The 24,777-nt window shown below is 70.5% G+C and carries 20 protein-coding genes and 2 pseudogenes; 11 read left to right on the forward strand and 11 right to left on the reverse strand.

What is annotated here, in order from left to right:
* Positions 1-19 precede the first annotated feature (19 nt).
* Positions 20-430 (forward strand): ATP-binding protein, encoded by a 411-nt coding sequence (locus tag ACTWPP_RS41105; RefSeq protein WP_443109897.1) that lies wholly within the window; start codon positions 20-22, stop codon positions 428-430.
* A gap of 176 nt (positions 431-606) precedes the next feature.
* Positions 607-3,081, forward strand: coding sequence for a helix-turn-helix domain-containing protein (locus tag ACTWPP_RS41110; RefSeq protein ID WP_443109898.1), 2,475 nt, complete (start codon positions 607-609; stop codon positions 3,079-3,081).
* Positions 3,082-3,145: 64 nt separating this feature from the next.
* Here ACTWPP_RS41110 and ACTWPP_RS41115 read toward each other — a convergent pair whose 3' ends face one another.
* Both ACTWPP_RS41115 and ACTWPP_RS41120 read right to left on the reverse strand, forming a co-directional pair.
* Positions 3,146-4,003, reverse strand: a complete 858-nt coding sequence (locus ACTWPP_RS41115; RefSeq protein ID WP_443109899.1) for a DUF4062 domain-containing protein — start codon at positions 4,001-4,003, stop codon at positions 3,146-3,148.
* 737 nt (positions 4,004-4,740) lie between these two features.
* A complete protein-coding gene (locus ACTWPP_RS41120; protein WP_443109900.1) occupies positions 4,741-5,160 on the reverse strand; it encodes a hypothetical protein in 420 nt (139 codons plus the stop codon).
* 326 nt (positions 5,161-5,486) lie between these two features.
* Here ACTWPP_RS41120 and ACTWPP_RS41125 point away from each other — a divergent pair, with 326 nt between their 5' ends.
* The 7 genes and pseudogenes from ACTWPP_RS41125 to ACTWPP_RS41155 all read left to right on the forward strand — a co-directional run bounded on the left by ACTWPP_RS41125 (position 5,487) and on the right by ACTWPP_RS41155 (position 13,401).
* A complete protein-coding gene (locus ACTWPP_RS41125) occupies positions 5,487-5,741 on the forward strand; it encodes a hypothetical protein (RefSeq protein WP_443109901.1) in 255 nt (84 codons plus the stop codon).
* Positions 5,738-6,226 carry a hypothetical protein gene (locus ACTWPP_RS41130; protein WP_443109902.1) on the forward strand — a complete coding sequence of 163 codons (489 nt, stop codon included), beginning with the start codon at positions 5,738-5,740 and terminating at the stop codon, positions 6,224-6,226. The genes ACTWPP_RS41125 and ACTWPP_RS41130 overlap by 4 nt, the downstream gene beginning before the upstream one ends.
* Before the next feature lie 948 nt (positions 6,227-7,174).
* Positions 7,175-8,200 (forward strand): MarR family transcriptional regulator, encoded by a 1,026-nt coding sequence (locus tag ACTWPP_RS41135; RefSeq protein WP_443109903.1) that lies wholly within the window; start codon positions 7,175-7,177, stop codon positions 8,198-8,200.
* Positions 8,201-8,290: 90 nt separating this feature from the next.
* A complete protein-coding gene (locus tag ACTWPP_RS41140; protein WP_443109904.1) occupies positions 8,291-9,511 on the forward strand; it encodes an AAA family ATPase in 1,221 nt (406 codons plus the stop codon).
* 36 nt (positions 9,512-9,547) lie between these two features.
* The gene (locus ACTWPP_RS41145; RefSeq protein WP_443109905.1) at positions 9,548-11,302 is read left to right on the forward strand and encodes a hypothetical protein; all 1,755 of its coding nucleotides are present in this window, start codon (positions 9,548-9,550) and stop codon (positions 11,300-11,302) included.
* 321 nt (positions 11,303-11,623) lie between these two features.
* Positions 11,624-12,431, forward strand: a pseudogene (locus ACTWPP_RS41150) (IS5 family transposase).
* A 58-nt stretch (positions 12,432-12,489) separates the two neighbouring features.
* Positions 12,490-13,401 (forward strand): alpha/beta hydrolase, encoded by a 912-nt coding sequence (locus tag ACTWPP_RS41155; RefSeq protein ID WP_443109906.1) that lies wholly within the window; start codon positions 12,490-12,492, stop codon positions 13,399-13,401.
* Positions 13,402-13,718: 317 nt separating this feature from the next.
* Here ACTWPP_RS41155 and ACTWPP_RS41160 read toward each other — a convergent pair whose 3' ends face one another.
* Positions 13,719-14,270 (reverse strand): ArdC family protein, encoded by a 552-nt coding sequence (locus ACTWPP_RS41160; RefSeq protein ID WP_443109907.1) that lies wholly within the window; start codon positions 14,268-14,270, stop codon positions 13,719-13,721.
* Positions 14,263-14,997, reverse strand: coding sequence for a hypothetical protein (locus ACTWPP_RS41165; RefSeq protein ID WP_443109908.1), 735 nt, complete (start codon positions 14,995-14,997; stop codon positions 14,263-14,265). Before ACTWPP_RS41165 ends, ACTWPP_RS41160 begins: the two co-directional genes overlap by 8 nt.
* Positions 14,998-15,630: 633 nt before the next feature.
* On the opposite strand from ACTWPP_RS41165, the gene ACTWPP_RS41170 reads away from it, so the two are divergent.
* Together ACTWPP_RS41170 and ACTWPP_RS41175 are read left to right on the forward strand one after the other, a co-directional pair.
* Positions 15,631-15,957, forward strand: a complete 327-nt coding sequence (locus ACTWPP_RS41170; protein WP_443109909.1) for a histone-like nucleoid-structuring protein Lsr2 — start codon at positions 15,631-15,633, stop codon at positions 15,955-15,957.
* 9 nt (positions 15,958-15,966) lie between these two features.
* Positions 15,967-16,059: pseudogene (locus ACTWPP_RS41175) on the forward strand (Lsr2 family DNA-binding protein); the annotation flags it as partial.
* Between the two features lie 154 nt (positions 16,060-16,213).
* Here ACTWPP_RS41175 and ACTWPP_RS41180 read toward each other — a convergent pair.
* From ACTWPP_RS41180 to ACTWPP_RS41210, 7 genes are all read right to left on the reverse strand, one after another.
* Positions 16,214-16,828: a DUF4314 domain-containing protein gene (locus ACTWPP_RS41180; RefSeq protein ID WP_443109910.1), complete on the reverse strand. Its 615-nt coding sequence runs from the start codon at positions 16,826-16,828 to the stop codon at positions 16,214-16,216.
* Complete coding sequence (locus tag ACTWPP_RS41185) at positions 16,825-17,235, reverse strand: hypothetical protein (RefSeq protein WP_443109911.1); 411 nt, start codon at positions 17,233-17,235, stop codon at positions 16,825-16,827. Before ACTWPP_RS41185 ends, ACTWPP_RS41180 begins: the two co-directional genes overlap by 4 nt.
* A 309-nt stretch (positions 17,236-17,544) precedes the next feature.
* Positions 17,545-18,552, reverse strand: coding sequence for a C40 family peptidase (locus ACTWPP_RS41190; protein ID WP_443109912.1), 1,008 nt, complete (start codon positions 18,550-18,552; stop codon positions 17,545-17,547).
* A 143-nt stretch (positions 18,553-18,695) separates the two neighbouring features.
* Entirely contained in the window at positions 18,696-19,334 is a 639-nt protein-coding gene (locus tag ACTWPP_RS41195) for a hypothetical protein (RefSeq protein WP_443109913.1), read from the reverse strand.
* The gene (locus tag ACTWPP_RS41200; RefSeq protein WP_443109914.1) at positions 19,331-20,233 is read right to left on the reverse strand and encodes a replication-relaxation family protein; all 903 of its coding nucleotides are present in this window, start codon (positions 20,231-20,233) and stop codon (positions 19,331-19,333) included. The genes ACTWPP_RS41195 and ACTWPP_RS41200 overlap by 4 nt, the downstream gene beginning before the upstream one ends.
* A gap of 69 nt (positions 20,234-20,302) precedes the next feature.
* The gene (locus tag ACTWPP_RS41205) at positions 20,303-22,936 is read right to left on the reverse strand and encodes a type IV secretory system conjugative DNA transfer family protein (RefSeq protein WP_443109915.1); all 2,634 of its coding nucleotides are present in this window, start codon (positions 22,934-22,936) and stop codon (positions 20,303-20,305) included.
* Positions 22,933-24,777 (reverse strand): VirB4 family type IV secretion system protein, encoded by a 1,845-nt coding sequence (locus ACTWPP_RS41210; RefSeq protein WP_443109916.1) that lies wholly within the window; start codon positions 24,775-24,777, stop codon positions 22,933-22,935. The genes ACTWPP_RS41205 and ACTWPP_RS41210 overlap by 4 nt, the downstream gene beginning before the upstream one ends.

Below are 24,777 nucleotides of genomic sequence, written 5' to 3' on the forward strand. Positions count from 1 at the left end.
GCTCCAGGGAAAAGGCCGCATGATCTGGCGGCGGGTCTACCCCGGACGGCTCGATCAAGTCGGCCAGGTCCGTTCGTGGGTGAAGGCACAATGCGCCGACATCGAAGGGGCCGATGACGCCGTGTTGATCGCGGTCGAGTTGGTCAGCAATGCGCTGCTGCACACCCGCTCGGGAGAGCCCGGCGGCTGGTTCGGAGTCGAACTGAGCCGCGGGCACGATTTGTGTATTGCCGTACACGACCTGGGCGGGCGCTCAGTTCCCGCGTTCAATACCGCCGAAGGGTGCGGAATGCTCGCCGAGCATGGTCACGGCCTGCGGTTGGTGGCAGCGTCGGCCGCCCACGTGGGTATCGAGGGGGATCCGGTCGCGGGCCACACCGTCTGGGCAGGGCTGTCGGCAGGCGGCGTGCCTGTCCCCTGCGCGGGCTGATCCCCCCGGCATAGACCGCTGCCGCCCCCGCCCCCTGCGGCGGGGCGGTGATGCGGGCGATCGTCCTGTTTGTGGATCCCGGCGGGCGTGTTGACACAAACACGGAGGTCACAGCCTTGGCCGAGCACGTAACACCACATTGGTCTGCCGTTCAGCTTGGGGATCGCGTCCGGACGTTGCGGCAGCAGCGTGACATGTCGCAGGCGCAGTTGGCCGGGCGGGATCTGTCCGACAGCTACATCTCCCTGATCGAGTCCGGTAGGCGCACACCTTCACCCGCCGTCCTTGGCGCACTCGCCGATCGGCTGGACTGCTCGACGGACTACCTGCGCTGCGGGATCGCGGAAACCACCCTGGCCGACCTGAACACCCGATACAGCACCGCCCGGCGTGCGCTGTACGCCGGACGCTCCGAGCAGGCCCTACCGGAACTGATCGACCTGGTGGCCAGCCACGATCTGCGTGCTCTGCCGGAGTTGCACGCCGAGGTGGTCTGCACCGCTGCGCTGGCGTTGGAGTCCCGTGGCCGGTTCGGCGAGGCGATCACCATGCTCCACCGGCTGCCGGACGTGCGGGTCGCGGAGGTAGACGGGACGGCCGACTCACCATGGTCCGCCGTTCTGCGTCCGCGGCCCGCACAGGGCCAGGGCTCCGGGCCGGGGACGCTGCCCGGCAGTCCGCCACCGCAAATCGGCTGGGAGCGGTGGGCCACCGCGCAGGTCGCGCTCGCCCGCTGCCACCGCCGAGGCGGCCACGCCCAGCGTGCAGCCCGCACCGCCCAGGCCGCCTTCACGGTCGCGGCCACAGCCGCCGACCAGAACGACGTGCGGGCCACCGAGGCGGCGGTGCAGATCGGCGGCGGGCTGGCGGAAGCGTTCAGCGATGCCGGTGAACTGCTGCTGGCCCGTCAGACCTGCGCCCGCCTGGTGCGTCTGGCTGAGCACTCCGGGCACCCTGCTGCCCGGCTGCTGGCCTACCGGCAGACGGTCCAGGCCACCGAGGCCCTCGGGGACCTGGAGGAGGCCGCGCACTGGGCCGACCGGGCGCTGCGACTGCTGGAGAACGACGAGAACCTGCGGGCCGCGATCGACCTGCGCACCCGGTGCGCCGCCCTGCTACTTCGGGTGCGCCCGGCCCAGGCCGAACGCGCCCGCAACCTACTGACCCAGCAGCTGACCCACACGGCGCTGCTCGGCGGCACCACCCAGGCGCTGGCCGATCTGGCCGAGGCCGAACTCCTCCTCGACCACCCCGAGCAGGCCGCCGCCCACGCCCGCACAGCACTGCAGGGCGCCGACACCGACCACCCCGGTGGGAAGGCCGACGCTCCTGCCGATGACGCGCACACCCCTGGCAGGCCGGAGACGGACCGGGCCACGGCACAGCGCTGGCCGTCCTCGCTGACGCCTGCGCCCGCCTCGGCGACCCAGACGAGGCGATCACCGCGCTGGTCCAACGAGCCGAACTACTGGAAGGCCACGGCCCCTCCCGGCAGGCCGCACAAGCCTGGGCCCAAGCCGCCCATCTGCTCGACACCCGCGCAGACCACCTCTCCGACCATGACCAGCGGCGCCGCGCCCGGTTCTACCGGCGGGCGCTGGCCGCCATCGGCGTCCACCCCCATGACTAGGGCTCAAGATGCGCAAGGGCGGGAGCCAGGGCCGCGCTGGCGGTGTCCGGACGCCCGGCGCGTCCCTGAGCTGCGAGGCAAACTGGCCGCCTGGCTGGCTGAACGCGGCGGCGCGTTCTATCTGGAGATGCTGCTCGCAGGCAGCCAGCAGATCCGCCGTCCCGGCCCGCTCCCCGACTCGGCCGCCCAGTTGGCGGCCGACGAGCACCACCGCGTGTGCGGGGAGCTGTACTGGGTCAGCGGTGAGATGACCGATCTGGCTCGCCACGCCGGCCGCCAACTCACCCACGTAGAACTGCACGAACACGACCTGCCCAGTTCCACCGGGTTCCTGGTGTTCGAGAAACCGATGGCGACCGTCTCCTCAGCCGGCATCGACCTGGAGATCGTCGCCGTCAGCTGGGGCACCGTCACCCCGCCCCTGCTGGCACGCGAAGGGGACTACGAGGTACCGGTAGGAGCGGACTGGGCCCAGCAGAAGGCCGCGTGGTTCACCTTCTACAGCGACCCACACGGATTCGTCGACGCCCATACCCGCCGCTTCGCCCGCGTCGCCGACATCGAGGTGACTCGGCTGCGGCAAGTCGGCCCGGTCATGCCCGACAACGAACTCATCTGGGCGCTCGGGCAACCCGAAGATGTTCCCAGCGACGACGATCTCACCAGTTCCTGGGGCCAGACCGCGATCGCCGCTTGCCTCCTCATGGAGCAACCGTTGGCCGCCCACCGAACCGAACGCGCGCCCCGGCCAGCGCGGCGTCGACTGCAACGCGCTGGTCTCCCAGATGGTCAGGTACGCCTGGTCCACGTACGACGGCCGCAACGCGCCCCCGTGCAGCCGCCCGAGGGGCGCAGCGGGCGGGAGTACTCGGTGCAGTGGTGGGTGGAAGGCCACTGGCGCCGTTACCACGTCGGCCCGGGCCGCGCCCGCGTCGAACGCCGCTGGATCAGCCCGTACCTGGCCGGACCCGGCGACAAACCTATCCAAGGAATCCAACGCGTCAGGGTCTGGGACCGATAACCGCCTACTTCCGGCCCGCCGGGGGAAGGCAGGGAAGCCAACGGGGGACGATAGAGCCAATGACTTACCCTACGTGGAAGTCGCGTTCTTTCTGCTCGCCGTCCTCGGTCCATCGGATACGCAGAACTGGGTCGCCGGACCCGCCCAAACTGAGTGTGATGGGGACGCGCCGGGTCTGTCCTGCGTGGATTGTCGTGGGGCCGTTCGGGCCGAGGGTCATCCCGCTGTCCTTGTCGGCGCTGGCGAAGGTGACCTCTTCGGCGTCACGGCCACTGGTATTGGTGACATCAACCCAGCGCCTGGTCCTGTAACGAGGCTTCCCCTTCGAATTGTGGCCCGACAGTTCTCGTTCCTGCTGCGGCTGCACACGGAAGTCGACGGCGGTCGGATCTGGACGTGATGCGGACTCGGTATCCGGATACAGGGTGGCGATGTCGTGTTCGATCGCCTTCCAGACCTCGTGGTTGAGCTGTTCGGGGGTGCTGAACTCGCCGAGCAGCCCGCGATCGTACATGTCTGTCTTGAACGCGCGGAGCGCGTCGAGTTGCACCGTGTCGATGTCGTGTGGCAACGGTGCGGTGGAGAAGTACAGATGGACCGGTTTGCCCGCCTTCAGCGCACGGTCGATCTCCTCGGCGGTTCCGGAGACGGCGTCGGGGGTGGGGGAGCCGAGCCGTCCACCGAACAGCGCGAACACGATGTCGGAGTCGTCGACCCCCTGGGCATTGATGAGTTTCTGTGGGTGGGCGCCCAGCATCGGGACTGCTGAGGTCTCCCACCGCCACGGCTGGAGAATGAGGCCCTTCCTCTGCGCGTGGGCGCTGTTCCAACCGTGGATGGCCTTCTCCACCGCGTCACGAGCCTCGGGGACATCGGACGGCGAAGCGATCATCGCCCTGAGCACGGTAGCGGTATACGGCATGACCAGAAGGCTACGCGCCGACACTGACAACACGGCGAGGTTCTACGCCCCGAAGCGTTATCGACAGTGGCTGTCCATCTCGATCATCGCGCAGCGGATCGGCATGCGATACGAGCAGGTAAGGGACGTTTTTAGGCAGGATCGCACGCCTGGGCAGTTCCTTCACCGCCGCTTGCCGTCCCGGGTTCGGCGTGCTCATGGACCGCTTGACACCACTACCGGGATTCGCGTCTCAAGCGGTCGGGTGGTTCACGTCTGTCGGCAGAGGTCAGAAGCAATCTAGGCGCGGGCGGGACCGCAAGCGCAGATGATGTTGCCGATGGGGGTACCGGCCAGATCGGCATGATCATCAACGGAATAGCCGCACGTAGGGGCCGTTGACAGCCCAGGCGGGCGCGCCCATGCCGATGGGTATACCGACCAGATCGGTATACCTGCGTGGTGCTGACGCTCCTGGTAGCGGCGGATTTGTCCTTGCCGATGGTTCACCCGACTCCTTCAGTACGAACGGAAATGTCGGAGGTGTGCGGGGGTACGGGGTGAGGGCTGGTTGGCTTGTGTGGATTGAGGGGATGGAGGCGGTGTGGTCCAGGGCGACTTCTAGGGCGTGCGGAGCAGTGCCGGCTGCCGGGGTCCGAGTTGACCTCGCCCCATCGGTGAGGTCGGCTCGGCGCGGCACCCGGGGCGGCGCGGGCGCGAGGGCCCTTCGCGCCGTACCCGGGGCGCGCGGTTGGTGATCATGGTGCCGGTTCGAACTCGCCGACCGGTTTGGCGCCGTAATCGGTGGCGTCGGGGATCACGGGGCGCGCCATGAGCCGCCCGCCGCGCCGGGCGATGTAGCTCAGCGCCATTCGCCGAGCCCGGGCGCCGTGTTTGGTGTGTACGGGCATGACGTCACGGTGGTCGGGCCGGGCGATGCCGTACTGGGTGATGATCCCGGCGTACACCTCGGTGTCATAGGCGAGGTCGTAGACCCGTTTGCGGCCGTCGTCATCTCCGCGGGTTTGTGCGATCACCCGGTGCCGGTCTTCGTCGAAGATCAGCGCGGTGACGGTGACGTAGACGTCTTCTTCATAGTAGATCGGCATACCTTCCGCCAGCTTTTGTGCGGGCAGCTCCACGTCGTACCAGGTTTCGCCGTCCGGCAACGGATTCATGATCACTCCATTTCTTTCGCGGACCCGGTTTCGAATTCCCGGGGCGTGCCCGCCATTTGGTGTCGCTATACCTATTGAATCTCGTGTGCCGGTGAAGTCAACCCCGAATTGGGTGTGATTTACCAGCTGGCCGACATGGCACCTAGGTAAGGGACTCCAGCCGTTAACGGCTGGGAAAAAGAAGCGATAACCGCTTGACCCGGGGGTGCCGCAGAGCGAACCTCGTGGTGAATCAACGAATACGGGATTCACCCTCGGGAACGTCCCGAATCACGAATCCCGCTCCCCGTATCGAAAGGGGATTTTTAATGGTCTCGGAATTTGTGGTGACCGCGGCTGACGTGGAGGCGTTCCGCGCGGCACTGGGAAATGCGTACCTGATCTACGACGGCGCCGTGGTGCGGGTCGTGCCGCAGGTCAGCGCGGAACGGGACTACCCGGGCGCGTTCGTGATCACCACGCGGCAGGACCTGCCCGCCCTCGACCCGGGCGCCGAGGTCTACCCGGCGTCCTTCCTCGCCGAGCTGCTGACCGCGTTCGCTGATGACCGGTACGCCGAGCACCAGAAGGGGCTGAAATGATCACGACATCGCCGACCACGCTCGCGCAGCCGGACGTCCCTATTCCGGCGGTGCGGCACTGGCACATCACCGAGTCAGATGCCGGGTACCTGCCCGAGGCCGAACCGGTCACCGTTGACGACGGTGAGATGGCGCTGGACGTCCTGGCGCATCTGCTGGCCGATTGGGCGCAAAGCTTCGATGACGCCGAACACCCCGATGCGGTGTACGCCGAGGGGCTCGCCGAGCAGCTGTGCACCTGCAAGAAGGGTGAGCGTTCGGCCGAACACCGTGACGCGCAGATCAAGGTCGCGGACGGCCGCGGGATGTGCGAACACATCGGCGACCGGGTCTTCGATTTGACGCCTTGCCAGGACCAGGGGTGCCTCAAATATTGCCCGGACGCCGATTGCGGGACCGTGACCCCGATCGGTGACACCGACCCCTCCTGCTGGTGCTGCGGCACCCGCTATGTCGACGGGGAGACGTGCGGCTGGCTGGCCTGAAGGCGCGGCGAGGGCGCCAATGCAGGCGTCCGGGGGTGACGCCCTCGGGCAGGGCATCACCCCGGACGCGCTGGCCTCCCCCGGGAGCCACCTCGATCTTCCCGGCCTGCCCGGGCGGTTAGCGCGCCGGGCCAGGTGCCGGTCGGGCGGGAGCCCGCCGTTGCCGTGTGTCCGGTGGTCACCATTCGAAGGCGGTGCATACCGGGCCGCATAGCCCGCGGTCATGCGGACCGCCAGGCGCGAAATGCGCGCGTATCTCCTCGTGCCGCCGCTGCTGTCGCGTATCCCGGGCGGACCGGCGATTGGCGCGGCGGGGTGGCGCACCGTCATGCAACTGATCACACCGTGGGCACTGCCCGTAGGGCAGCCGACGCCCGAACGGCAACGGCTCGTGCGCGTGGTCGACGAGACCGCGCGCGGCGCGGTCGGCGCGCCGGGCGTCACAGCGCGGGCATTGGCCGGGCGGGCGCAGCGGGCTGAACGGTTCCACCGCGTGATTGTGTGCCGCCTTCGCCGCAGAACGCGGCGCCCTTTGATGACGATAGTTCATCTTTCGCTCCCTTCGCGCGGTGCCGTAATCAGGTAGTGGCCGGTTTCGTTTGGTGGGTCGATTAAATCTCGATTCCCGGGCAAGTCAAGACGATTCGGCCGGATTGTTCCGGTGAGTTTGGCCAGCCTGCCCGGTAAGCCTGCCCAGCCGTTAAAGGCAGATGAGAAAACGAGCAGAATTCACTCGGTTGCGGGGCTTGACTGGGCAATGTTTGTCGAGATAGAGGGTGTGACCTGTCGTCGGGTGGGAGGTGAGGGTGTCCAGCCGTTTCGGTAACCGAGAATCCCGCGAATTTCTATTGCAAGGGCCGTTTGGGCAGAGCGATGGTCGAGCCTGCAAACAACGAAAGCGGCATCAGGAACATTGGCGCCGCACCCTACGGGAAAGGGAGTTGAACAATGGCGAAGACGAACATCGCCGCCCCCCGCCGCGCCGGTACCGAAACTGCCCCTGACGGCCCCACCGCGGCCGACAACACCGCGCCCGCCGCCAGCGCCGGGACGGGGTTGGACGGCGCGGCAGCGGCCGTGTGGGACGCGCTGGCGGGCAACCCCGGCGCCACCGTCACGGCAATCGCGGCGGCGGCGGACATGCCCAAGGGCACCGCCCGCAAGGCCCTGCAGGCCCTGGAGTCCCAGGACCTGGTCGTGCGCACCCCCGGCGGACGCAACGGCGGCAAGCGCGCCCCCGACACCTGGCGGCCCGCCGAGCCCGACGCCGATCAGGACACCACCCCCCACGGCACCAGCACCCCCGACGGCGGCACTCCGGACGGCGCCACCCCGGACCGCGGCGTCGCGGCGACTGAGGATCAGACGGCCGACGCCCCGTCCGCCGAGGGTGCCGCTGCCAGTGAGGACACCGCCCCCGCCGACACCGACACCGCCGACGCCCCCGCTGACGCCGAGGCCGAGGCCGAGGCAACCGACGCCGAAGAGGAGGGCATGGATGCCGCCGCCGTGACCGAGGCGAGCGGCGCGCTGACGGAGCTGCGGGACGCGGTCGGCGCGGCGCTGACGGCCCTGGAATCAGGGGACCGCGCGGCGGCGCTGGCGGTGGCCGAGACGATCTACACCGGGTCGGGCAAGGCCCGCCGCCTGGTGCGGGCCGCCGCCAACGGCCGTCCCCGCACCGCCTCGGGGCGCGCCCGTTCGCACCCGGGGGAACTGCGCGGCAAGGTGGCCGCGCACCTGGCCGCCCACCCCGGCGCCGAGTTCACCCCGCATGAGATCGGCAAGGTGGTCGGGCACTCGGCCGGAGCGATCGCCAACGCCCTGGACCGCCTGGTCGCCCTCGGCGAGGCGGTGACCACGTGTGAGCGGCCCCGCCGTTTCAGCGCCGCCCCGGACACCCCGGTGCCGGTCGCCCCCGCGGCAGGCGAGGGTGCGAACGCCGAGGCGCCCAGCGAGGCCGCAACGGCCTGACCTGCCCGGGGGCGGGGCCGGGAATGCCCCCGGCCCCGCCCCGCGGCCGGTCTTCCCCCACCCCCGTGAACGTCTTTGAGGGAGTGCGTCATGACGAGTTCTGCGAGCGGCGGTCGTCTGGGGCAGGGTGAGCTTCGCCGCCAGGTGGCCGAGCATTTGGCTGACCACCCGTCGTCCGCCTTCACGCCGGGCGAGATCGCCCGGGTCCTGGGCCGGTCATCCGGTGCGGTCGGCAACGCCCTGGACGCCTTGGCCGACCACGGCCAGGCCGAACAGGTCGCCGTCCGGCCGCGCCGGTACCGCGCCACCCTTTCCACCAGCATCGCCGCCCGAGCGGCCACCGTCCGGCGGACCCGCGCCGGTTCCCCACCGCCCCCTGCCCCGTCGCCGTCACCCGCCCCGGCCTCGTCCGCCCCGCCTTCGCCCGCTCCGCCGCCTGCGTCGGGGAGCCCGCCGGGCGGTGCGGCGGGAAGCCCGCCCACACCGTCCCCCTCGGCTGCGGGGGCGGGTTCTGCGGTGGGGCCGGTGCGGCGCCCGAACGGGCAGACCTACCACCCGCGCCAGCTGGCCGACCTGCCCGATGTGGGCGCGCTGCGGCGCCTGCGTGAGGCGGGCATCGCCTCGCTGCTGTACGGGCCGCCCGGAACCGGCAAAACCTCGCTGGTGGAGGCCGCCTTCCCCGACCTGATCACCCTGGCCGGTGACGGGGACACCGCAGTGGCCGACTTCATCGGCGAGTACACCCAGGCGTCCGGCGGCGGCTACGAGTTCGTGTACGGGCCGCTGGTCGCGGCGATGACCGAGGGCCGGTGCCTGTTCATCGACGACGCCACCCTCATCTCCCCCAAGGTCCTGGCGGTGGTGTACCCGGCCATGGACGGCCGCCGCCAGATCACCATCAAAGCCCACAAAGGCGAGACCATCACCGCCGAGCCCGGCTTCTACGTGATCGCCGGACACAACCCCGGCGTGCACGGCGCCGTCCTCACCGAAGCACTCGCCTCAAGGTTCGCCGCGCAGATCCAGGTGTCGACCGACTACGACCTGGCCCGCACCCTCAAGATCGACTCCCGCGCCGTCCGCGTCGCCCGAGGATTGGCCGCCCGCCAGGCTTCCGGAGAGATCGGCTGGGCCCCGCAACTACGCGAGCTGATCGCCTTCCAAAAGATCGCCCGGGTGCTCGGCACCGACGCCGCCGTAGCCAACCTGCTGGGCATCGCCCCCGAAGAGGACCGCGACGTGGTCGCCGAACTCCTCACCGCCGTCTACGGCCGCGCCATCACCCCACTGGCCCTCGGCCGCCAACTCTGACCACCCACCCTGAACCCCAAAAGAGGAGGCCCCGCGATGGCGACGCACCTGATCGCAACCCTCGACCCCACCGCAGTAGCCGCGCACGGCCCCTGGCGCGCCTTGTCGGACGCGCTCACTGGGCAGGCCGCCACGCTGGCCGAACGCGTCGACTTAACGGTCACGTGCGCGCCCGGCGCCGGGCGCGGCGCCCCGGGCTGCTTCATCCCGGCGCTGGCCGCCATTGAACTGGACGGTGTCCACCTCGGCCAGGACCCGCACACCTGTGATCCGTCCCGCCCGTCCGACCGGGAGCGGTACCAGGCGCTGTGGGGAGTGTTCGTGCACGAGGCCGCCCACGCCCGCCACAGCGCCTGGACCATCCCCACCGTCCACCAAGCGGCCGCCAAAGTGCAGGCGGCCACCATGCTGGAAGAGTCCCGGATCGAGGCCGCCCATCTGCGCCGCCGCCCCACCGACCAGCGGTGGCTGCGCGCCTCGGCCACCCGCCTCATCCTCGCCGACTTCACCCCGACTTCGAGCCCGAAGTCGGCCCCCGCCTCGGCCGAGCCGGCCGCGACTCCCGGCAGTGTGCGGGCGGCGATGACACCGTGGGACGCGGGCTGCGCCGCCGCGCTGCTGCTGGCACGCGTCACCGCCAATGTTCTGGAAACCGGCGAGACCGCCCCCGTCGCCCAAGCGGTGTGCGAGGTGATCGGAGCGAGTCGGCTGGGCGCGCTGGCCGCACTTTGGGACCGGGCGCACCAGGTCGCCGACGACGACTCGGCGGCCATGGCCGAGCTGGGTCGCCTGTGGTGCCACTGCCTGGACCTCGACCCCGACCAGCCGCCACCCCTGCCCGAGGCGAATGCCGAAACGGGGCCGTCGGTGCTGGCGGTCGCGATCAATGACGCGCTGGACGCCGTCGCCGCCGCCGATGCGCCACTGCCCGCCCCGCCTGCCCCGGATCGGGCGGCCGAGCGGCGCGCCGAGGCACAAGCACGGGACCGGGCGCGCCGCACCGCCCGCGAGGTGTTCTCCTCCCACCCCGCCGTCACCCCGACCGGACCCACCAAGATCACCGGAACCCGGGCGCCCACCCGCGCCGAGCAGGCCGCCGCCCGACGGCTGGCCCGCCTGCTGCGCGCCGCCGCCCACCGCGAACGCACCACCACCCACCTCACCTCGGCCACCCCGCCCGGCAGGCTACGGATGCGCGAGGCACTGGCCGCCGACGCGCAACGCGCCGCCGGCGCCACCCCGACCGCCGAACCCTTCACCCGCACCGTTCACCGCCACGTACCCTCCCCGCCGCTGCGGGTCGGGATCGCCTGCGACGTGTCCGGATCGATGTGGGCCCTGGCCGATCCGGTCGCCTCAGCGGCATGGATCCTGGCCCGTGCCACCGCCCACGTGCCCGACGCCCAAGCCGCCACCGTCATCTTCGGCGCCACCGTCCGCCCCGTCACCCGCCCCGGACAAATCCCTGCCCGCGTCCACGAATTCTCCGCCGAAGACAACACCGAAGACTTCTGCCAAGCCATCGACGCCCTGGACGCCGCCCTGGACCTGTCGCACCCCGGCGCCGCCCGCCTGCTGGTCATCGTCTCCGACGGCATCTTCACTCCCGACCAACGCACCCACGGGCAACGGCGCATCACCCGCCTGACCGGCACCGGCTGCGCGGTGCTATGGCTCTGCCTCGGCGGCGCCCGCACCATGAACGGCACCCACCAGGTCGACCTCACCAACCCCGCCGACGCCGCACCCGCCATCGGACAAGCCGCCACCCGCGCCCTGCGCGCCACCTAACCACCCCGCCCCCAAACCCGCACCGGACGGCCCGCCCACCAGACGGCGGGCCGTCCCAGCCGTCGTGGCGACGCTGAACACCCGGCCGGGGACCAGAGCGCCTTGGCCGCACGGGCGCACGGGCGACCGCCTGGGGCGCCGGGATCAATCGTCCGGCAGCAATAAGGATTGATGGCGGGCGCGTCCCTGGGCGGTCGAGGCCCGAGCCAGGGCCTAGCGGACTAGGGCGTGTTGCTAAACCCATGCTGGCCGTGCGCGGGCGAGTTTTGATGAGTGTCGCGTGACGTGATCTCTGATGAGGTGTGGGCTGTGATCGGCCCGTTGTTCCCAGCGGCGAAGTCGACGGGTCGGCCACCGGTGGACCGTCGCACTGTGGTCGAGGCGACGGCGTGGCGGTTTCGCACCGGTGCGCCGTGGCGGGACCTGCCGGAGCGGTTCGGGAACTGGAACACGATCTATAAGAACTTCAACCGCTGGGCTGCGCAGGGGTGTGGGCGCAGGTGCTGGAGAACGTGCAGTCCCTCGCGCAGCAGGCCGGGGATCTGGATTGGGTCACGTCGATCGATTCCACGATCGTGCGAGTGCATCAGCACGGTGCGATCCTTCCGCGCGCCACAGGGGGCGGGATCGAACTACAAGAAGTTCGGTGATGAGCCACCTGATCATGCGATCGGCCACTCCCGCGGCGGCCTGACGACCAAGAATCACCTGGTCTGCGATGGCAGGGGCCGCACGCTCGCGTTCGTGCTGACGTCAGGGCAGGCCGCCGACACGAGCATGCTGATTGCGACGCTCGAGCAGATCCGGGTGCCCGCGGGCCGCGGGCGACCAAGGACCCGGCCGGATCGGGTGATCGCAGACAAGGGCTATCCGTCGAAGGCGAACCGGGCGTGGCTGCGCGAGCGTGGCATCGCCGCGACGATCCCCGAACGCGACGACCAGATCGAAGAAGCCGGGGCGGCCGATCGACTTCGGTGAGCAGCAACGACAGCGCTACCGCGGCCGCAACGTCGTCGAGCGGTGTTTCAACAAGCTCAAGCAGTGGCGCGGAATCGCGATGCGCTCAGACAAGCTCGCTCGCAACCACCGTGCAGGGCTCTGCCTCGCTGCCGCGCTCCAATGGGTGTAGCACGCGCCCGTCGCCGGGTTGAAGGTCGTTGATCGAGGTGGCTCGCTACGGTGGGTCTATGAAGCTCGGTCTGTCGCAGTTGTTCGACCCTCGGCTGATTCCGCTGGTCGACTCGACCCGCGCGTTCTATGAGAAACGGGGTATGGGCCGGGGCCCGAGCAGCTGGAACGAGCTCCTGTCGATCCGCGATGCGGCGAAACCTCCCGCGCCATCGAGCCCTCCCGCGGTCGCCGAAGTTGTCGGCCACGGCGACCGCACGGTCCCGGTGAGGATCCACTTCCCCACGTCGATCGTCCCCAGGGGTGTGTTCCTGGACATCCATGGCGGTGGGTTCTACATGGGATCTGCGGCAGGAAGCGATGTCCGCAACCGTGAGTTGGCCGACACGCTCGGAATCGTCGTCGTCAGCGTCGATTACCGGCTCGCGCCAGAGAATCCGTGGCCGGCGGCGCCCGACGACTGCGAGACCGCAGCACTATGGCTCGCAGAACACGCGGCCGACCGATTCGGAACACGTCGCCTCGCCATCGGCGGGTTCTCCGCAGGCGCCACCCTCGCGATGACCACCCTCGTTCGCCTCCGCGATCGCGGTGTGGCCGCGTTCAACGCCGCCGTGCTGCAGTTCGGGACCTACGACCTCAGCGGGCAGACACCCAGCGGACGCCTGATCGCCGACGAGTACTTCATCGAGGCCTACGCAGGCCAGGCGCCCGACCGCACCCACCCGGACTTTTCCCCGGTCTACGCCGACCCGGCGAACCTGCCACCGGTGCTGATCGTCGTCGGAGAAGAGGACATCCTGTTGCGCGATAACCTCGCCATGGCCGCGCAGCTTTCCGCAGCCGGCGTCGAAGTCGACCTGTGCGTCTACCCCGCCGCGCCTCATGGTTTTACCGGGCACGCGACGGCCATGGCCAGTGCTGCACTCGACGACCTACACACCTGGCTCGACGGCCAACTCGGCCAGTGAAGGACGACGCTGTCGACGCGAAACCCTCACCCATGGCTGCGTTTAGCAACGCGCCCTAGGTCGACAGCAGCGCCGCGATGAACTCCGCTGACATGCCGGAGAGTGAACGTCGCCTCCCTCGCCGACGAAGTACGGACCCCCGCTCGCCGGCCGCGATCCGCGCCCGCTGCACACCTGTGGCCTGCGTCATCCGCACGCGCGACGATGACCTGGCGGCGCAGCTCGGCACGGTGAGGGTGTAGCGCGCCGACCACTGCCAGCATGGCGCTGACAGGGCGGCCGAGGAGGAGTAGCGAATCGGCGCAAGCACGTGGGAGTCACGGCTGCTCGTCACCGTCGTCGTTCGTGGCGGCAAGCGCGTCGAGCATGGCGGTCACCTCGCCGGATGCTGGCGTTCCCGCAACATTCGGGGCCGGTGATGGGCAGGTGCACGACTGGCCACAGCGCGGGCAGGGGATGAGAGGCTCGGTCTGGGAAATGTCGAACACGTAGATGACCTTGCAAGAGGCGATCCGTCGGGGCCGGTCCCCGGCAACCCTGGGCCCTTCCGCTGCTCCGTCCGGCTCGTGGCCGGACTGGCGGTCGGACTGGTCGTCGGTGCTGGGGCGGGTGATCGGGGCCAGGATCGCCAGTCCACGGGCACCTTTGCGGACTCGGCGGTTCTGCTGCCGCCAGGCACGGAACCCGGCGACCTGGCTCACCTTCGGGTCTTGGATCCACATCAGGAACCGGTTCCGCAACGAGTAGCCCTCGCCGACCCGGGCGGCAGCGCGGGTGAAATCGGCAAGGTCGGCTGCGGTGAGAGCGCGAGCCTTGTCGCCGGCGGTCTGGCCGAGCTGCTGGGGGGTGTACCGGGGCATGTCACTCATCTCCCTGGTGACGGGGCTGACGAGGGTGGCGGCGCGGCTGGGTCTGTGCTGATCGCAGGGAGCGGATCACCTCGCCGGCGATCCTCTGGCTCAGGTGGTGCCGGTCCGTCCAGTCCGGTGAGCGGCGGTACCGGCCGCCGTCATCCAGCGGCCGGTAGACCACCACTCCACGTCCGTGGTTCACGTCGATCGCTACCGCGTCCCCAGCACCCGGGGCATCGGCCGGGATGCCAGCGGTCAGGTCGTCGGCGGCAACCGCAGCGGGCCCAGCGGCAGGTCTGGTGTCGGACGTGGTGCGGGGTGGCCCGGGCCACCGGCCGTCCAGGCGGGTGGCCAGCGGCGTCAGGGGCAGCCGGAGGCGGGGGCGGGCGTACTGCGGCAGCGAGGGGTCGACCAGATGGGTGACGCCCTGCCGGTGAGCGGTGAAGACCAGATGCCCGCCGTAGCCGTCCGGGCCGAGCCGGGTGCCGTCCGACCCGGTCGACCAGGCATCCTCAGGCCAACCAGCCGGAGGAGTACCCGCCGTGATTAACGGCACCGCCGCCTGATTGGCGACCAGCACCCGCACCGGCTGAGCCCCACCGTGGACCCCGAAGTAACGCGCCACCTCCCGGGTGATCCGGGTGGCGGCGATGCAGCAGGACTCTTCCAAGCCGTGCCGCCGGGTCGCCTCCCAGACCCGGCAGGCGATCTGCTCCAGCAACGCATCCGGGCGCTCACCCGTCATCGCTGAACCACCTCCTCGGAGCTGCCCGGCCGTACAAGGTGATCGACGCCCGAGCGCCGGGGAAGCCGACCGTTTCAAACCTCGGGCGGTCCGAACCGTGCCAGCCCTCGGGGAACGGCCCCGCTGGCCCTACCGCCATCGACGCCGCCGCAGACAGCGCTGTGGACGGTCGTTTCAAGGACAACGGCGAGCCAGCCGTCACCCGAGGTGAAGGTGGGTTGGGTCCCAGGGGCCGAGAGCGCTGCCGGACAGCACCCGCTGGTCGCCCCATGGATTTGTCCATAGAAGTCTCCTCCAGCTTTTCCGCGCGCCCCGGCATGCAAGGAAAGCTTTTGCGTGCCGGTCAGGCCGGTACGCGCGGCGTGGCACCCAGCCGAGGTGAAGGGGAACCTGCGTGCTCTGGCGCCTATCACATCTCCCTGAAGGATTTCTCCTTCGGAACGATGCGGAGGCCAATGCGATCTCGCCAAAAGGGGCGGCAATAGGGGTCATGGCGGGCGCATGGTTGCTCGGCTTCGCCAGCACGATCAAGTAGAACACCCCGAGACCACCAGGGCTGGCGCATCTAATCCGCTCACACGGAAATGGACGAGAAATCAAGGAACACTCTCGGGCGCCACAAAGAGCAATGCTATGGTCAACCGTGAATATGCCCTGCTATTCGCGGGGTCCGTCATTAGCGTCAAGAAAGGGAGGAAAACGCAGATGGCGCGACAGGTACTCATTACAAAGATCGACGACATTGACGGCACGCCCGCCGGTGAGAGCGTGCGCTTTGGCCTGGACGGCCGCAGCTACGAGATCGACCTCAGCGAGGCGAACAAAGACACGCTGCGCGGCATCTACGCGCCCTACATCGCCAAGGCACGCAAGGTCGGGGCACGGCGCGGTCGGCGCTCCAGCACGGCCGGGCGGCACGGGACCCTGGGCCGCGAGCGCGCAGCTGACATCCGGGCCTAGGCCCAGCGACACGGCATCAAGGTCAGCCAGCGCGGCCGGACCCCCGCCCATGTCGTCGACGCCTACGCGGCTGGCGACCCGGCTATGGCCCGCACCCGATAGCCGCCACGCGGCGCCGCCCCTGGCCCTGCGCCGCGCTCTCCCCAGGCATGGCATCGGCCTCCACCCGCGGTGGGTGGGGGCCGATCGCTGCTGGCGGCGTCGTCATGCTCGGTCGTTGATTTCTGTGCATCCGCGGGTCGCGCAGCGGTGGCTGTTAGTCCGTGCCGCTGGTGTCCGGTGGTGGCTGGTCGAGGATTTCGAACTCGTCCTGGTCGGGGAGTAGGCCCAGGCGGCTGCCGTCGTCCCATTTGACCCGGAGGGTGCCTTGGCTGTCGACGCCGGTGACGGTGCCCAGGGCGCCGGGCTGCAGACGGGTGTGGGCGTCGGAGGTGAACAGGAGCCGGATCCGGCTACCGCGCGGCGTTGCCGAATCGGCCCCTGGTTTTCCAGAGCTCGTGCCACCGGGTCCGTGGGGCGTCGAAGCCTCCTGCCAGTGATCGTCGTCAGGGTCCGGGGGCGGGATGCGGATGGTCCCGAGCATGAGCTGGGCCAGGCGCCCGGCGGGGACGTCGTTGCGGTGCCGCGCCCAGAACCCCGCGCAGACCGCGGGGCCGAAGCTGGGGTGCGGCCCGTAGGGCAAGGTGGCGTGGCAGGTCAGCAGCGCCCCGGCGTGAAGGTTGGCCTCGATTACCTGGCGGGTGCGCGCGTCGCCCAGGTGCATCGGGTCACCGGTGCGGAAGATGCAGCTGGCGCAGCGGCGCTCCAGGATGCGGACCTTGCCGGTGTCGCGATCCAGCACGTGGGCGGGGTCTGCTCCGTTGGCGTTCATGGTCGTGAGGCCCTCAGTTGCCGCCCGTGGGCGCCGGTCGTTCTCGCCGAGGTGTCGGCGGGGTGGTGGGGCAGGTGCGTGGCGGCGGCGCGCAGCACCCGTGCCTGTATCTCGGTGGGGTGGCGGGCGAGGATCTCCAGCACGGTGTCGATCAGCGGGTCGTCGGGGTTGCGGGGTGGGAGCGCGAGGGTGCAGGCGATCTGGTAGCGGGTTTGGCGCAGTATCCAGGAGGGGGTGTCGCGTTCGGGGAGTTGCCAGGCTCGGCATTCACCGAAGGCGCCCGCTTCCAGCACCTTGGAGGTGATGGGGATGTCGTCTGCGGCCAGGTTGGTGGCTTGGGTGAGCAGGGTGTACACCGCACCCCACGCCAGCCGGTCTACCTGGCCCGCAGGAGAAGCTTCGGTCATGGTCTACTCCGTTCCGTGAGTTCGTGAGGCGTTCCCGGGCCACAATGCGGGCCGGGATGCTGCCCCCGGCGCGCAGCATCATCTGTCTCCAGCGGCATGGGCAAGCGGACGATCGAAGCAACGGACGGGTCGCCGGTTCGTCCGGCAGGTGCGAGGCCGTTGGAGGGCCGAACGCCTTCCCGCCTTGGAGAGGCCGACCCGGCTGCCCTCACGTGAGGGCCTGTTGTCCATGGCTCGGGTCTCATCGGTGGGTGCCGCGCCGCCGACGGGTTCCACCCAGGTACCTGAAGGCTTCGAATGGGCTCTGGTTCAGCGTGTCTGGTGTGCGGTGGGGCGGGTGAAGCCGACCGGGTTGCGGCCGTGGTAGGAGGCGGTGGTGATGGGGCCGCAGGTGGTACAGCGAGCTTCGATCATGCGTCCGGCGCCGATGACGAGGCCGACGTGCCCGGGGCTGGCGGCGGTGCCTTCGGTGCCGGCGAAGAAGACCAGGTCACCAGGTTGTTCGGTGCCTTGGGGGATGCGGCGGCCGAAGTGGTATTGGGTTTGGGAGGTGCGGGGGATGGTGATTCCGGCGGCCTGGTAGGCGCGCATGGTCAGGCCGGAGCAGTCGAAGGCGTCGGGGCCTTCGGTTCCGTAGACGTAGGGTTTGCCGAGTTGGGCTCTGGCGTAGGCGATGACCTTGACGACAACGCTGCCGGGGGCGGCCGTGTAAGCGGACACATCGCCTGAGCACTCGTCGGGGACGGGGCCGGCGGCGGTGCCGGGCGGGAGGTTTCCGGCCGCGTATTGGGCGGCTTGGTCGAGGACCTTGCGGACGTAGCTGGTGGAGTGGTTGTACGCGAAGACTGCCTTGGCGAGGTTGTGCGGAGCGCCGTGCGCGAGGAGGTAGCGGGCGGCGCCGGGGATGGCATCGGCGGGATCGTGGACGTCGGCCCAGCCGTCGCCGTTACCGTCGGTCCCGACGCCACCGGTGTTGCGGGTGGCGGGGTGGCGGGGTGCTCCGCCCCAGTTGTTGGTAGCCGCACCGCCGATGCCGATCTGCATGGGTCCGGCGGCGCCCGCGTGGTTGGCGCCGCTGCGCACTCCTGGGCCGGGGTCGCGGCCGTGGTCGGACTCGACTTTCCCGATAGCGGCCAGCAGGTTCCAGGGCACCGCGTATTGCTTGCCGGCGGTTTGGTAGAGCCGCAGGTAGGTGGCGGGGATGCCGCTCTTGGCGCTGTGGGCCGCGTCTGGCTGGGGCGCCACTTGTGCACCGCAGCCGCTGGTGCCGTCGCCGGCGGTGAGGACGGCGGCGCCGAACAGCAGGGGGATGGCCAACAGCCCGGCGGCGGCGATGGCGGCCGCTGCGGGGGCCTGGATGGCGCCCCGGTCGGGGCTGCACTTGCTTCTCCCGTGCCCGACTGTCCAACGCCGTGCCCGCGCGAAGGAGGGCCGGCCAGCGGCAGAGCCGGGACGGCCGATCATGGGGCCTCTTCGGTCGGCTCGCGGTCGGGGCGGTCGCCGTGGTCGCCGGTGGTGGCTAGATCGAAGGCGTAGACCCGCCAGTTCTGGTCGTGGTGGATGACGGTGATGGCGTAGTGGGAGGTGTCCTGCCAGGTCGAGTGCGGTGTGGTGATGTGTTCGGTGCCGGTGACCAGGACGGTGATCGAAGTCGGGCCGAGCGCTCTGAGCGCGTCGACGCGTGCTTGTCCGGTGGAGGTTTGTTGCAGCCGGTACCGCTGAACGGCGGTGGCGATGTCGGCGGCGGCGCGTTCGAGTTCAGGCCGCAGTTGCGCACTCATCAAGGGCGTGAGGCGGGCCAGGTACTGGGGGGTGGACTCGGTGTAACGCCAGGTGCCGTACAGGGCGGTGAAGCGGCGCGCCACCTCTGCTGCGGTGGCGATCTGGTCTTCGCCTAAGGGAAGCAGGCCCGCGATGTCGTGGGCGGTCACCGGCCGCGAGGCGGGTGTGGCGCCGGGCGATGGGGTGGTATCCGAGGACGGCGTGGAATGCGCGGTGGGGTGGTCGGGTCGGGTGGTGCTGCGGGAGGTGGACCAGAGTGCGGCGGCGAGCAGGACTAGGCCGATGAGGATGAGGGCGAGGGTGGGTTTGCCGGTCATGGAGTGCCTCCGGTCTGGGCGGTCAGGTCGATGAGGCGCCGCGGTGGGTTCTGACCGGTCGGGGTGATGGGGTGCCATGCCGGGCCGGCGGGGCCGCCTGCGTCGTTCAGCGCTTGCGGCGTGGTGGTGGCGATCGGCGGGGCGGTGGGGTGGGTGCGGGCGTGCAGGTGCTGCTCGCGGGCGGGGTTGGGCAGGACAAACAGGACGGGGGTGTGGGTTATGCCGGTCATGTCGGCGAGGGTGATGTAGTCGCCGATCTTGGCCAGCAGCCGGTTCAGGGGTTCGGTGCCGGTGTCGTATTCGGTGAAGAAGTCGGTGGCGTGGCCGTCGTGGTGCCAGCGCCCGTACCCGTCGGGGCGGACGATCTTCCCCCATACCGCGGCGCAGCGCCGCTCGGACCACCAGGCGTCCAGCCGGGCGCCGGGGTGGGTGCGGGCGTAGGCGGTCAGGGCGGCGAACATGCCGTTGGAGCCAACCAGGTGGGTGAGCTTGTCGGAGACGGCCAAGGAAAGGGCTCGGTCGAGGCGGTAGCCGAACTGGGCGGCGCTGAGGCGGCGGCGTTCGGCGAGGATGGTGGCGCCGGCCGGGCCGAGGACGTAGTGCAGCGGCGCCGACCCGGCTGCCACGGCGGGGCGGAACCGTTCCACGGCGCGCAGCCGCCACAGAACGAGCATCCGGTGGGTGGCTGCGGAGATGCTAGAGAACGCCAGTTGGTGGATCTGGTGGGTGGTCAGCACTCGGTGTTCGTGCAGCAGTTCCAGGAGCCACACATCACGGGGCTGGAGCCGGGTGGCCAGCACGGCGATCAGCTCCGGGCTGACCCGCGGACGGGACGCTTCCCGCGTGCTGCCTGCACCGACGTAAGTCCGGCGGGTGCGTGCCGTCTTCGGTGCGTTCATGCTGTACCTCTCCCTTCTTGTGTGCAGGCCGTCGGGGGCGGGGTGCGCCGAACGGGTGCGTGGCGGCGGTCAGGTGGGTGGCGGCCAGGTGGGTGGCGAGGCCGGCGGTGGGGCGCTGTCCTCCCAGGCAGCACCGGGTACGTCGGCCGGGGCGTCGAGACCAGCTGCGGGCTCGGCGGTGGGGTCGGGAGTGCGGTGTGGGGCTCGGCGGGGGTCGGGCAGCCGAGGTGGTTGGCGGGTGGGTTCGGCGTTGCTTCGTGCCGCTTGCCGCAGTGTTTCGGCGCGGCCGGGGGTCGGTGGCGGCAGCGGGCGGGTGGTCAGGGTGAACGCCGGGGTCTCTTGGGAGGAGATGGTGAGGCGGGCGGCGGCCTGGTAGGCGCCCAGGTTGGCCAGGTCGTGGCCGGTGAGGTTCGGCCAGGTCATGTGGGCCAGGTCGCGGCCGTCCTGGGGTGACACGGCGAAGAAGATCTTGTTGCGGGCGTTGGCGGCGACCGCGTCGCGCATGCTGGGCGGGAACTGGGTGAGGTTCTGGTGGGCCAGCGTCACCGACAACCGGTAGGCGCGGGCTTCGGCGAGCATTTCCTCGATGCCGTGCGGCAGGTTCAAGAACGCGTGCGCCTCGTCGACGTACAGGGCGGCGTCGCGGCGGGTGGCCTCGCCTTGGTGGGCGCGGGCTGTGGTGGTCTCCCACACCTTGGCCAGCACGATGGAGCCCAGCAGCCGGGCGGTGTCGTCTCCCAGGGTGCCTTTGGGGACGCGGACCAGCAGGATGCCGCCATGGTCGAGCAGGCGGCTGGTGTTCAGGCCGGGGCCGGGTGTTCCGACGATCTGCCGGACGAACGGGCGCAGCAGAAAGTGGCGGAGTTTGTTCATTACCGGGCCGATGGCGTTGGCGCGTGCTTCTGGGGACAGGCCCGCGTACCAGCTCCAGAACCCGGCCAGGATGTCGTCGTCGCCGATGCGGCGGACGGCGCGGATCCGGTACGCGTCCTGGGTCAGCAGCCGTGGAACATCGGCCAGCGTGGCGCTGGGGACTTGCTGGAGGGTCAGGACGGCCGAGCGCAGGATGTCGTCGGTGCGTGGCCCCCAGGAGTCGGCGAAGATGCGGTGGACGATGCCGACCAGGTTGTCGCTGACCAGGTTCGCGTCCGGGCCGGACAGCACGCTCAAGGCGGGCGGTGGGGTGGTGTCGGGGTCGATCAGCCACACCCGGCCGCTTGCCGTGTCGGGTAGGCGTCCTAGCAGGTCGTTGATCAGGTCGCCGCGGGGGTCGATGACCACTGCGGCGCGTCCGGCCTCGGCGTCGGCAAGGATCATCTGGGCGAGCAGGGTGGATTTGCCGGACCCGGTGGCGCCCACGACGTGCAGGTGCTGGCGGCTGTCGATGACCCGTACGGCGACGGGGCGGGCGGCCCCGGCGTCACTGTCACCCAGCGGTTTGGTGTCGTGCCCACCAGCTGGTACGGCCGGTGGTGGCGGTACCGCGTTCGCTCCGGCGCGGGACAGGCCGGGGACGGCCGGATCTTGGGGCAGGTGAGCGATTACGGCTAGCTCATCGACCGACAGCAGGTCACCGCGGCCCATCCAGCGGGAGTTGATGACCTCGGCGGCGCGGCGCAGACGGTGCCGATCGAAGTAGTTACGGCCGGAGAAGACGGCGAACGCCGATGCCAGGGCGTGTGCGCGTCCCCGCGCCCACGCCCGTGCCGCCTGCTCATCAGCGGTGACAGAGGTGGCGGCTGTGTAGTGCACCGCGACTTCGAAGCGTGGAGCGGCGGCTTTGTCGAGGATCGCCCGGATCTCGCCGGCTCGCTCGGGGTGTGCGGCGGCGAGCGTGGCCGGTCGGGGCGGCCGGCTGCTCATGCCGGGGGTGAGCAGGTCGAGCAGCCGACCTACGGGACTGGGGCGGTGCGCGCCGCGCAGTACGGCGGCGGCTGTGGCCGCTCGTGCGAGGCGGCGTCCGGTGGCCGGTCGGGCAAGCACTTGCACTACGGCGCACTGCCCGTGGCTGATGCCCGAGGCGGCACCGAGGAGCGCCCGGATCGGATCGGTGCGGTGGTCGCTGGCGATGGGGTGGTGATCGGGACGGGCGAGCCGCAGCGTCCCGCTGGCGGTGACGGCCCCGGCAGGGACGAGGGGCTGCGGGTCGAGGACCTGGGCGCGGGCGGCGGGCCAGGCCGCTTCGACGGCACGCGCGACCAGCCCGGCGGGAACCGGGCCGGCGACCCAGACTTGGACGGCCAGTTCCGTTCCGGTCCAGCAGTATTCGAAGGCCACGTGCGGCTGCCCGAAGATGATCCGTCGCCACCGGGGGCGCAGCAGCCCGATCAGGTTCGCCCACAATGCTGCGGCGGCCGGCGGGTCGACCTGAGGTGGGACCTGCACCTGCACCACGCGAGCCCCGGCGGCCAGGTGCGTGTGCCTCTTGGTGAGCATCAAGCGGCGCACCGCCGCAATGAGCGTGATACCGGTGACGACGAGCACGATCACCAGCGGTAGGTGTGCGAGCAGGAACTGTGCGGCCAGGTCCCACCAGTGCGCGAGTGTGCCCAGCGGATCGGCGACCAGCCGCCCCAGCGGCGAATCCGTAGGGGCGCGGTGTGGATGCTGTGACGGGGACTTCGACGGTGAGGGCGCAAGCGTCGGAGCCGGATGCGGACGCCTTGTGCCCAGCGGCACCGCGATGAGCGCATCAGAAATCACAGCGGGTCCTCCGCGTCATCGGGCCGGCTCAGGTCGGCTGCACCGCCGAACCTGGCCCCGGCGGTGTCGATGTCGCCGATTTCGGCGAGGAACTCCGGGCCTGTCTCGCACAGGGCGTGCTCGGCGGGGCTGGAGGCGACGTCGAAGGCCACCCGGTCGGCGCCGGCGACCAGCAGTCCCTGGCCCTGGCGGGCGGAGGCGATCAAGCGTCGTTCACCGTCGGTGAGCGCGAACGCCTCCGCGACCTGGTCCAGGACTTGCGGGGCCTGGCGGAGCAGGATCTGGGTGGCGGCGTTGGACACCACCGCTCGTCCCAGGTCGCAGGACAGGACGTCGGCGGCGTCCTGGGTGACCACCGTGAGCCCGGCCCAGTGCTTGCGGGCGGCCTTGGCCATCCGGAACAGGAACCGCGCGCCTTCGGGCTGGCGCATCAGCAGCCAGCCCTCGTCGACCACCACCAGCCGGGGCCGGCGCTGGTGCGGGTCGGACACCCGCCGCCAGATGGCGTCCAGGGTGAGCAGGGTGCCGACGGTTTTCATCTCGTCGGGCAGGTCACGCAGACTGAAGACGATCAGGTGGGAGTCGGGGCGGGTGGTGGTGGGCCCGTCGAACAGCCCCCGCCACGTCCCGGTGGTGTAGGGAGCGAGCCGGGCGGCCACCTCGCTGGCCTTGGCGTCGCCGTCGTCTCGCAGTGCGGCGGCCAGATCGGCCAGGACGGGGGCCGGGCGGGTCCACGTGCGCGGGTCGGAGGTCAGCCCCGCATGGTGGTAGGCGGCCACGATGCCGCGGTCCAGCGCCGCCCGCGCCGCCGGGTCGAGTGGTTCCTCCAGCAGGACACCGACCAGGGTGTGGATGAACAGTGCGCGGCGAGTCAACGCATCAGGCGTGCGGCCAGCGCCAGGCGGCAGATCGAAGGGGTTGAGCCGCACCCCGGCGGCGCCGAGCCGGATGTGCGCGCCGCCGACCGCGGCGGCCAGCCGGGCGTACTCGTTTTCGGGGTCGATGACGCACACTTCGACGCCGGTGTAGGCCGAGCGGAGGATCTCCAGCTTGGCCAGGTAGGACTTGCCCGCGCCGGAGCGGGCCAGGATGACGGAGTTGTGGTTGTCCTGGGCGAACCGGTCCCACATCACCAGCGACGACGAGCCCGCGTTGGTGCCGTACAGCACCGCGTGCTCGCCCAGTGGGGCGTGAAGGTCGGGGGAGGTGAACGGGAACGCAGCCGACAGCGCCGCGGTGTCGAAGGTCCGCCTGCTCTGCAGCACGTCGATGCCGAGCGGCAGGGTGGTGATCCAGCCTTGCAGCGACCGGAAGGTGGCGGGTTTGGCGTCGATCAGCAGCGCGGCGGCCATGGCCCGTACCCGCGCCACCTCCTCCTCCAGCTGCCGGGGGTCGCCGGCGTGCACGGTCAGGTACAGCCCGGCGCGGAACAGCCGGCCTTCGCCGCGGGCCAGGCGGGAGGCGAGTTCGGCGGCGTCCTCGGCCGCGGCCTGCCCCGCGAAGTCGACCAGGCGGCCGTGTTCGTGATCGGAGCGGGCCGACGATTCCAGCCGGGCCAGCTGGCGCCGCAACCGGGCGGCGGCCACCTGCGGCGGGATCGGCTCGATATGCAGGGACACGTCCAGCCGGCCGGGGTAGGTCAGCAGGGGTTCCAGCCAGCCGAGCCCGACCTCGCGCGGGTACCCGGTGACCACCAGCGACGCGCACGCCCCCTCCCCCAAGTCCAGACGGCGGGGGTGGACCTCGATCGCCGGTGGCCCGATCCCCAAGGCGGCAGCCCAGGTCTCGGCCGCAACGCCCCCGAGCAGGCGCCGGGAGATGCCGCGCAGCCTGGTGCGCAT

Origin of the sequence: Actinomadura sp. 3N407, from assembly GCF_052245875.1 — a bacterium.
Classification (GTDB): domain Bacteria; phylum Actinomycetota; class Actinomycetes; order Streptosporangiales; family Streptosporangiaceae; genus Spirillospora.

Excerpts from the sequence above, each read along its gene's own strand:
- ACTWPP_RS41115 (WP_443109899.1), bottom strand. The coding sequence starts at position 4,003 with ATGCCGTATACCGCTACCGTGCTCAGGGCGATGATCGCTTCGCCGTCC.
- ACTWPP_RS41200 (WP_443109914.1), bottom strand. The coding sequence starts at position 20,233 with ATGAACGCACCGAAGACGGCACGCACCCGCCGGACTTACGTCGGTGCA.
- ACTWPP_RS41170 (WP_443109909.1), top strand. The coding sequence starts at position 15,631 with ATGGTCAACCGTGAATATGCCCTGCTATTCGCGGGGTCCGTCATTAGC.
- ACTWPP_RS41120 (WP_443109900.1), bottom strand. The coding sequence starts at position 5,160 with ATGAATCCGTTGCCGGACGGCGAAACCTGGTACGACGTGGAGCTGCCC.
- ACTWPP_RS41195 (WP_443109913.1), bottom strand. The coding sequence starts at position 19,334 with ATGACCGGCAAACCCACCCTCGCCCTCATCCTCATCGGCCTAGTCCTG.
- ACTWPP_RS41180 (WP_443109910.1), bottom strand. The coding sequence starts at position 16,828 with ATGAACGCCAACGGAGCAGACCCCGCCCACGTGCTGGATCGCGACACC.
- ACTWPP_RS41185 (WP_443109911.1), bottom strand. The coding sequence starts at position 17,235 with ATGACCGAAGCTTCTCCTGCGGGCCAGGTAGACCGGCTGGCGTGGGGT.
- ACTWPP_RS41155 (WP_443109906.1), top strand. The coding sequence starts at position 12,490 with ATGAAGCTCGGTCTGTCGCAGTTGTTCGACCCTCGGCTGATTCCGCTG.
- ACTWPP_RS41210 (WP_443109916.1), bottom strand. The coding sequence starts at position 24,777 with ATGCGCACCAGGCTGCGCGGCATCTCCCGGCGCCTGCTCGGGGGCGTT.
- ACTWPP_RS41140 (WP_443109904.1), top strand. The coding sequence starts at position 8,291 with ATGACGAGTTCTGCGAGCGGCGGTCGTCTGGGGCAGGGTGAGCTTCGC.
- ACTWPP_RS41160 (WP_443109907.1), bottom strand. The coding sequence starts at position 14,270 with ATGAGTGACATGCCCCGGTACACCCCCCAGCAGCTCGGCCAGACCGCC.
- ACTWPP_RS41165 (WP_443109908.1), bottom strand. The coding sequence starts at position 14,997 with ATGACGGGTGAGCGCCCGGATGCGTTGCTGGAGCAGATCGCCTGCCGG.
- ACTWPP_RS41130 (WP_443109902.1), top strand. The coding sequence starts at position 5,738 with ATGATCACGACATCGCCGACCACGCTCGCGCAGCCGGACGTCCCTATT.
- ACTWPP_RS41145 (WP_443109905.1), top strand. The coding sequence starts at position 9,548 with ATGGCGACGCACCTGATCGCAACCCTCGACCCCACCGCAGTAGCCGCG.
- ACTWPP_RS41105 (WP_443109897.1), top strand. The coding sequence starts at position 20 with ATGATCTGGCGGCGGGTCTACCCCGGACGGCTCGATCAAGTCGGCCAG.
- ACTWPP_RS41135 (WP_443109903.1), top strand. The coding sequence starts at position 7,175 with ATGGCGAAGACGAACATCGCCGCCCCCCGCCGCGCCGGTACCGAAACT.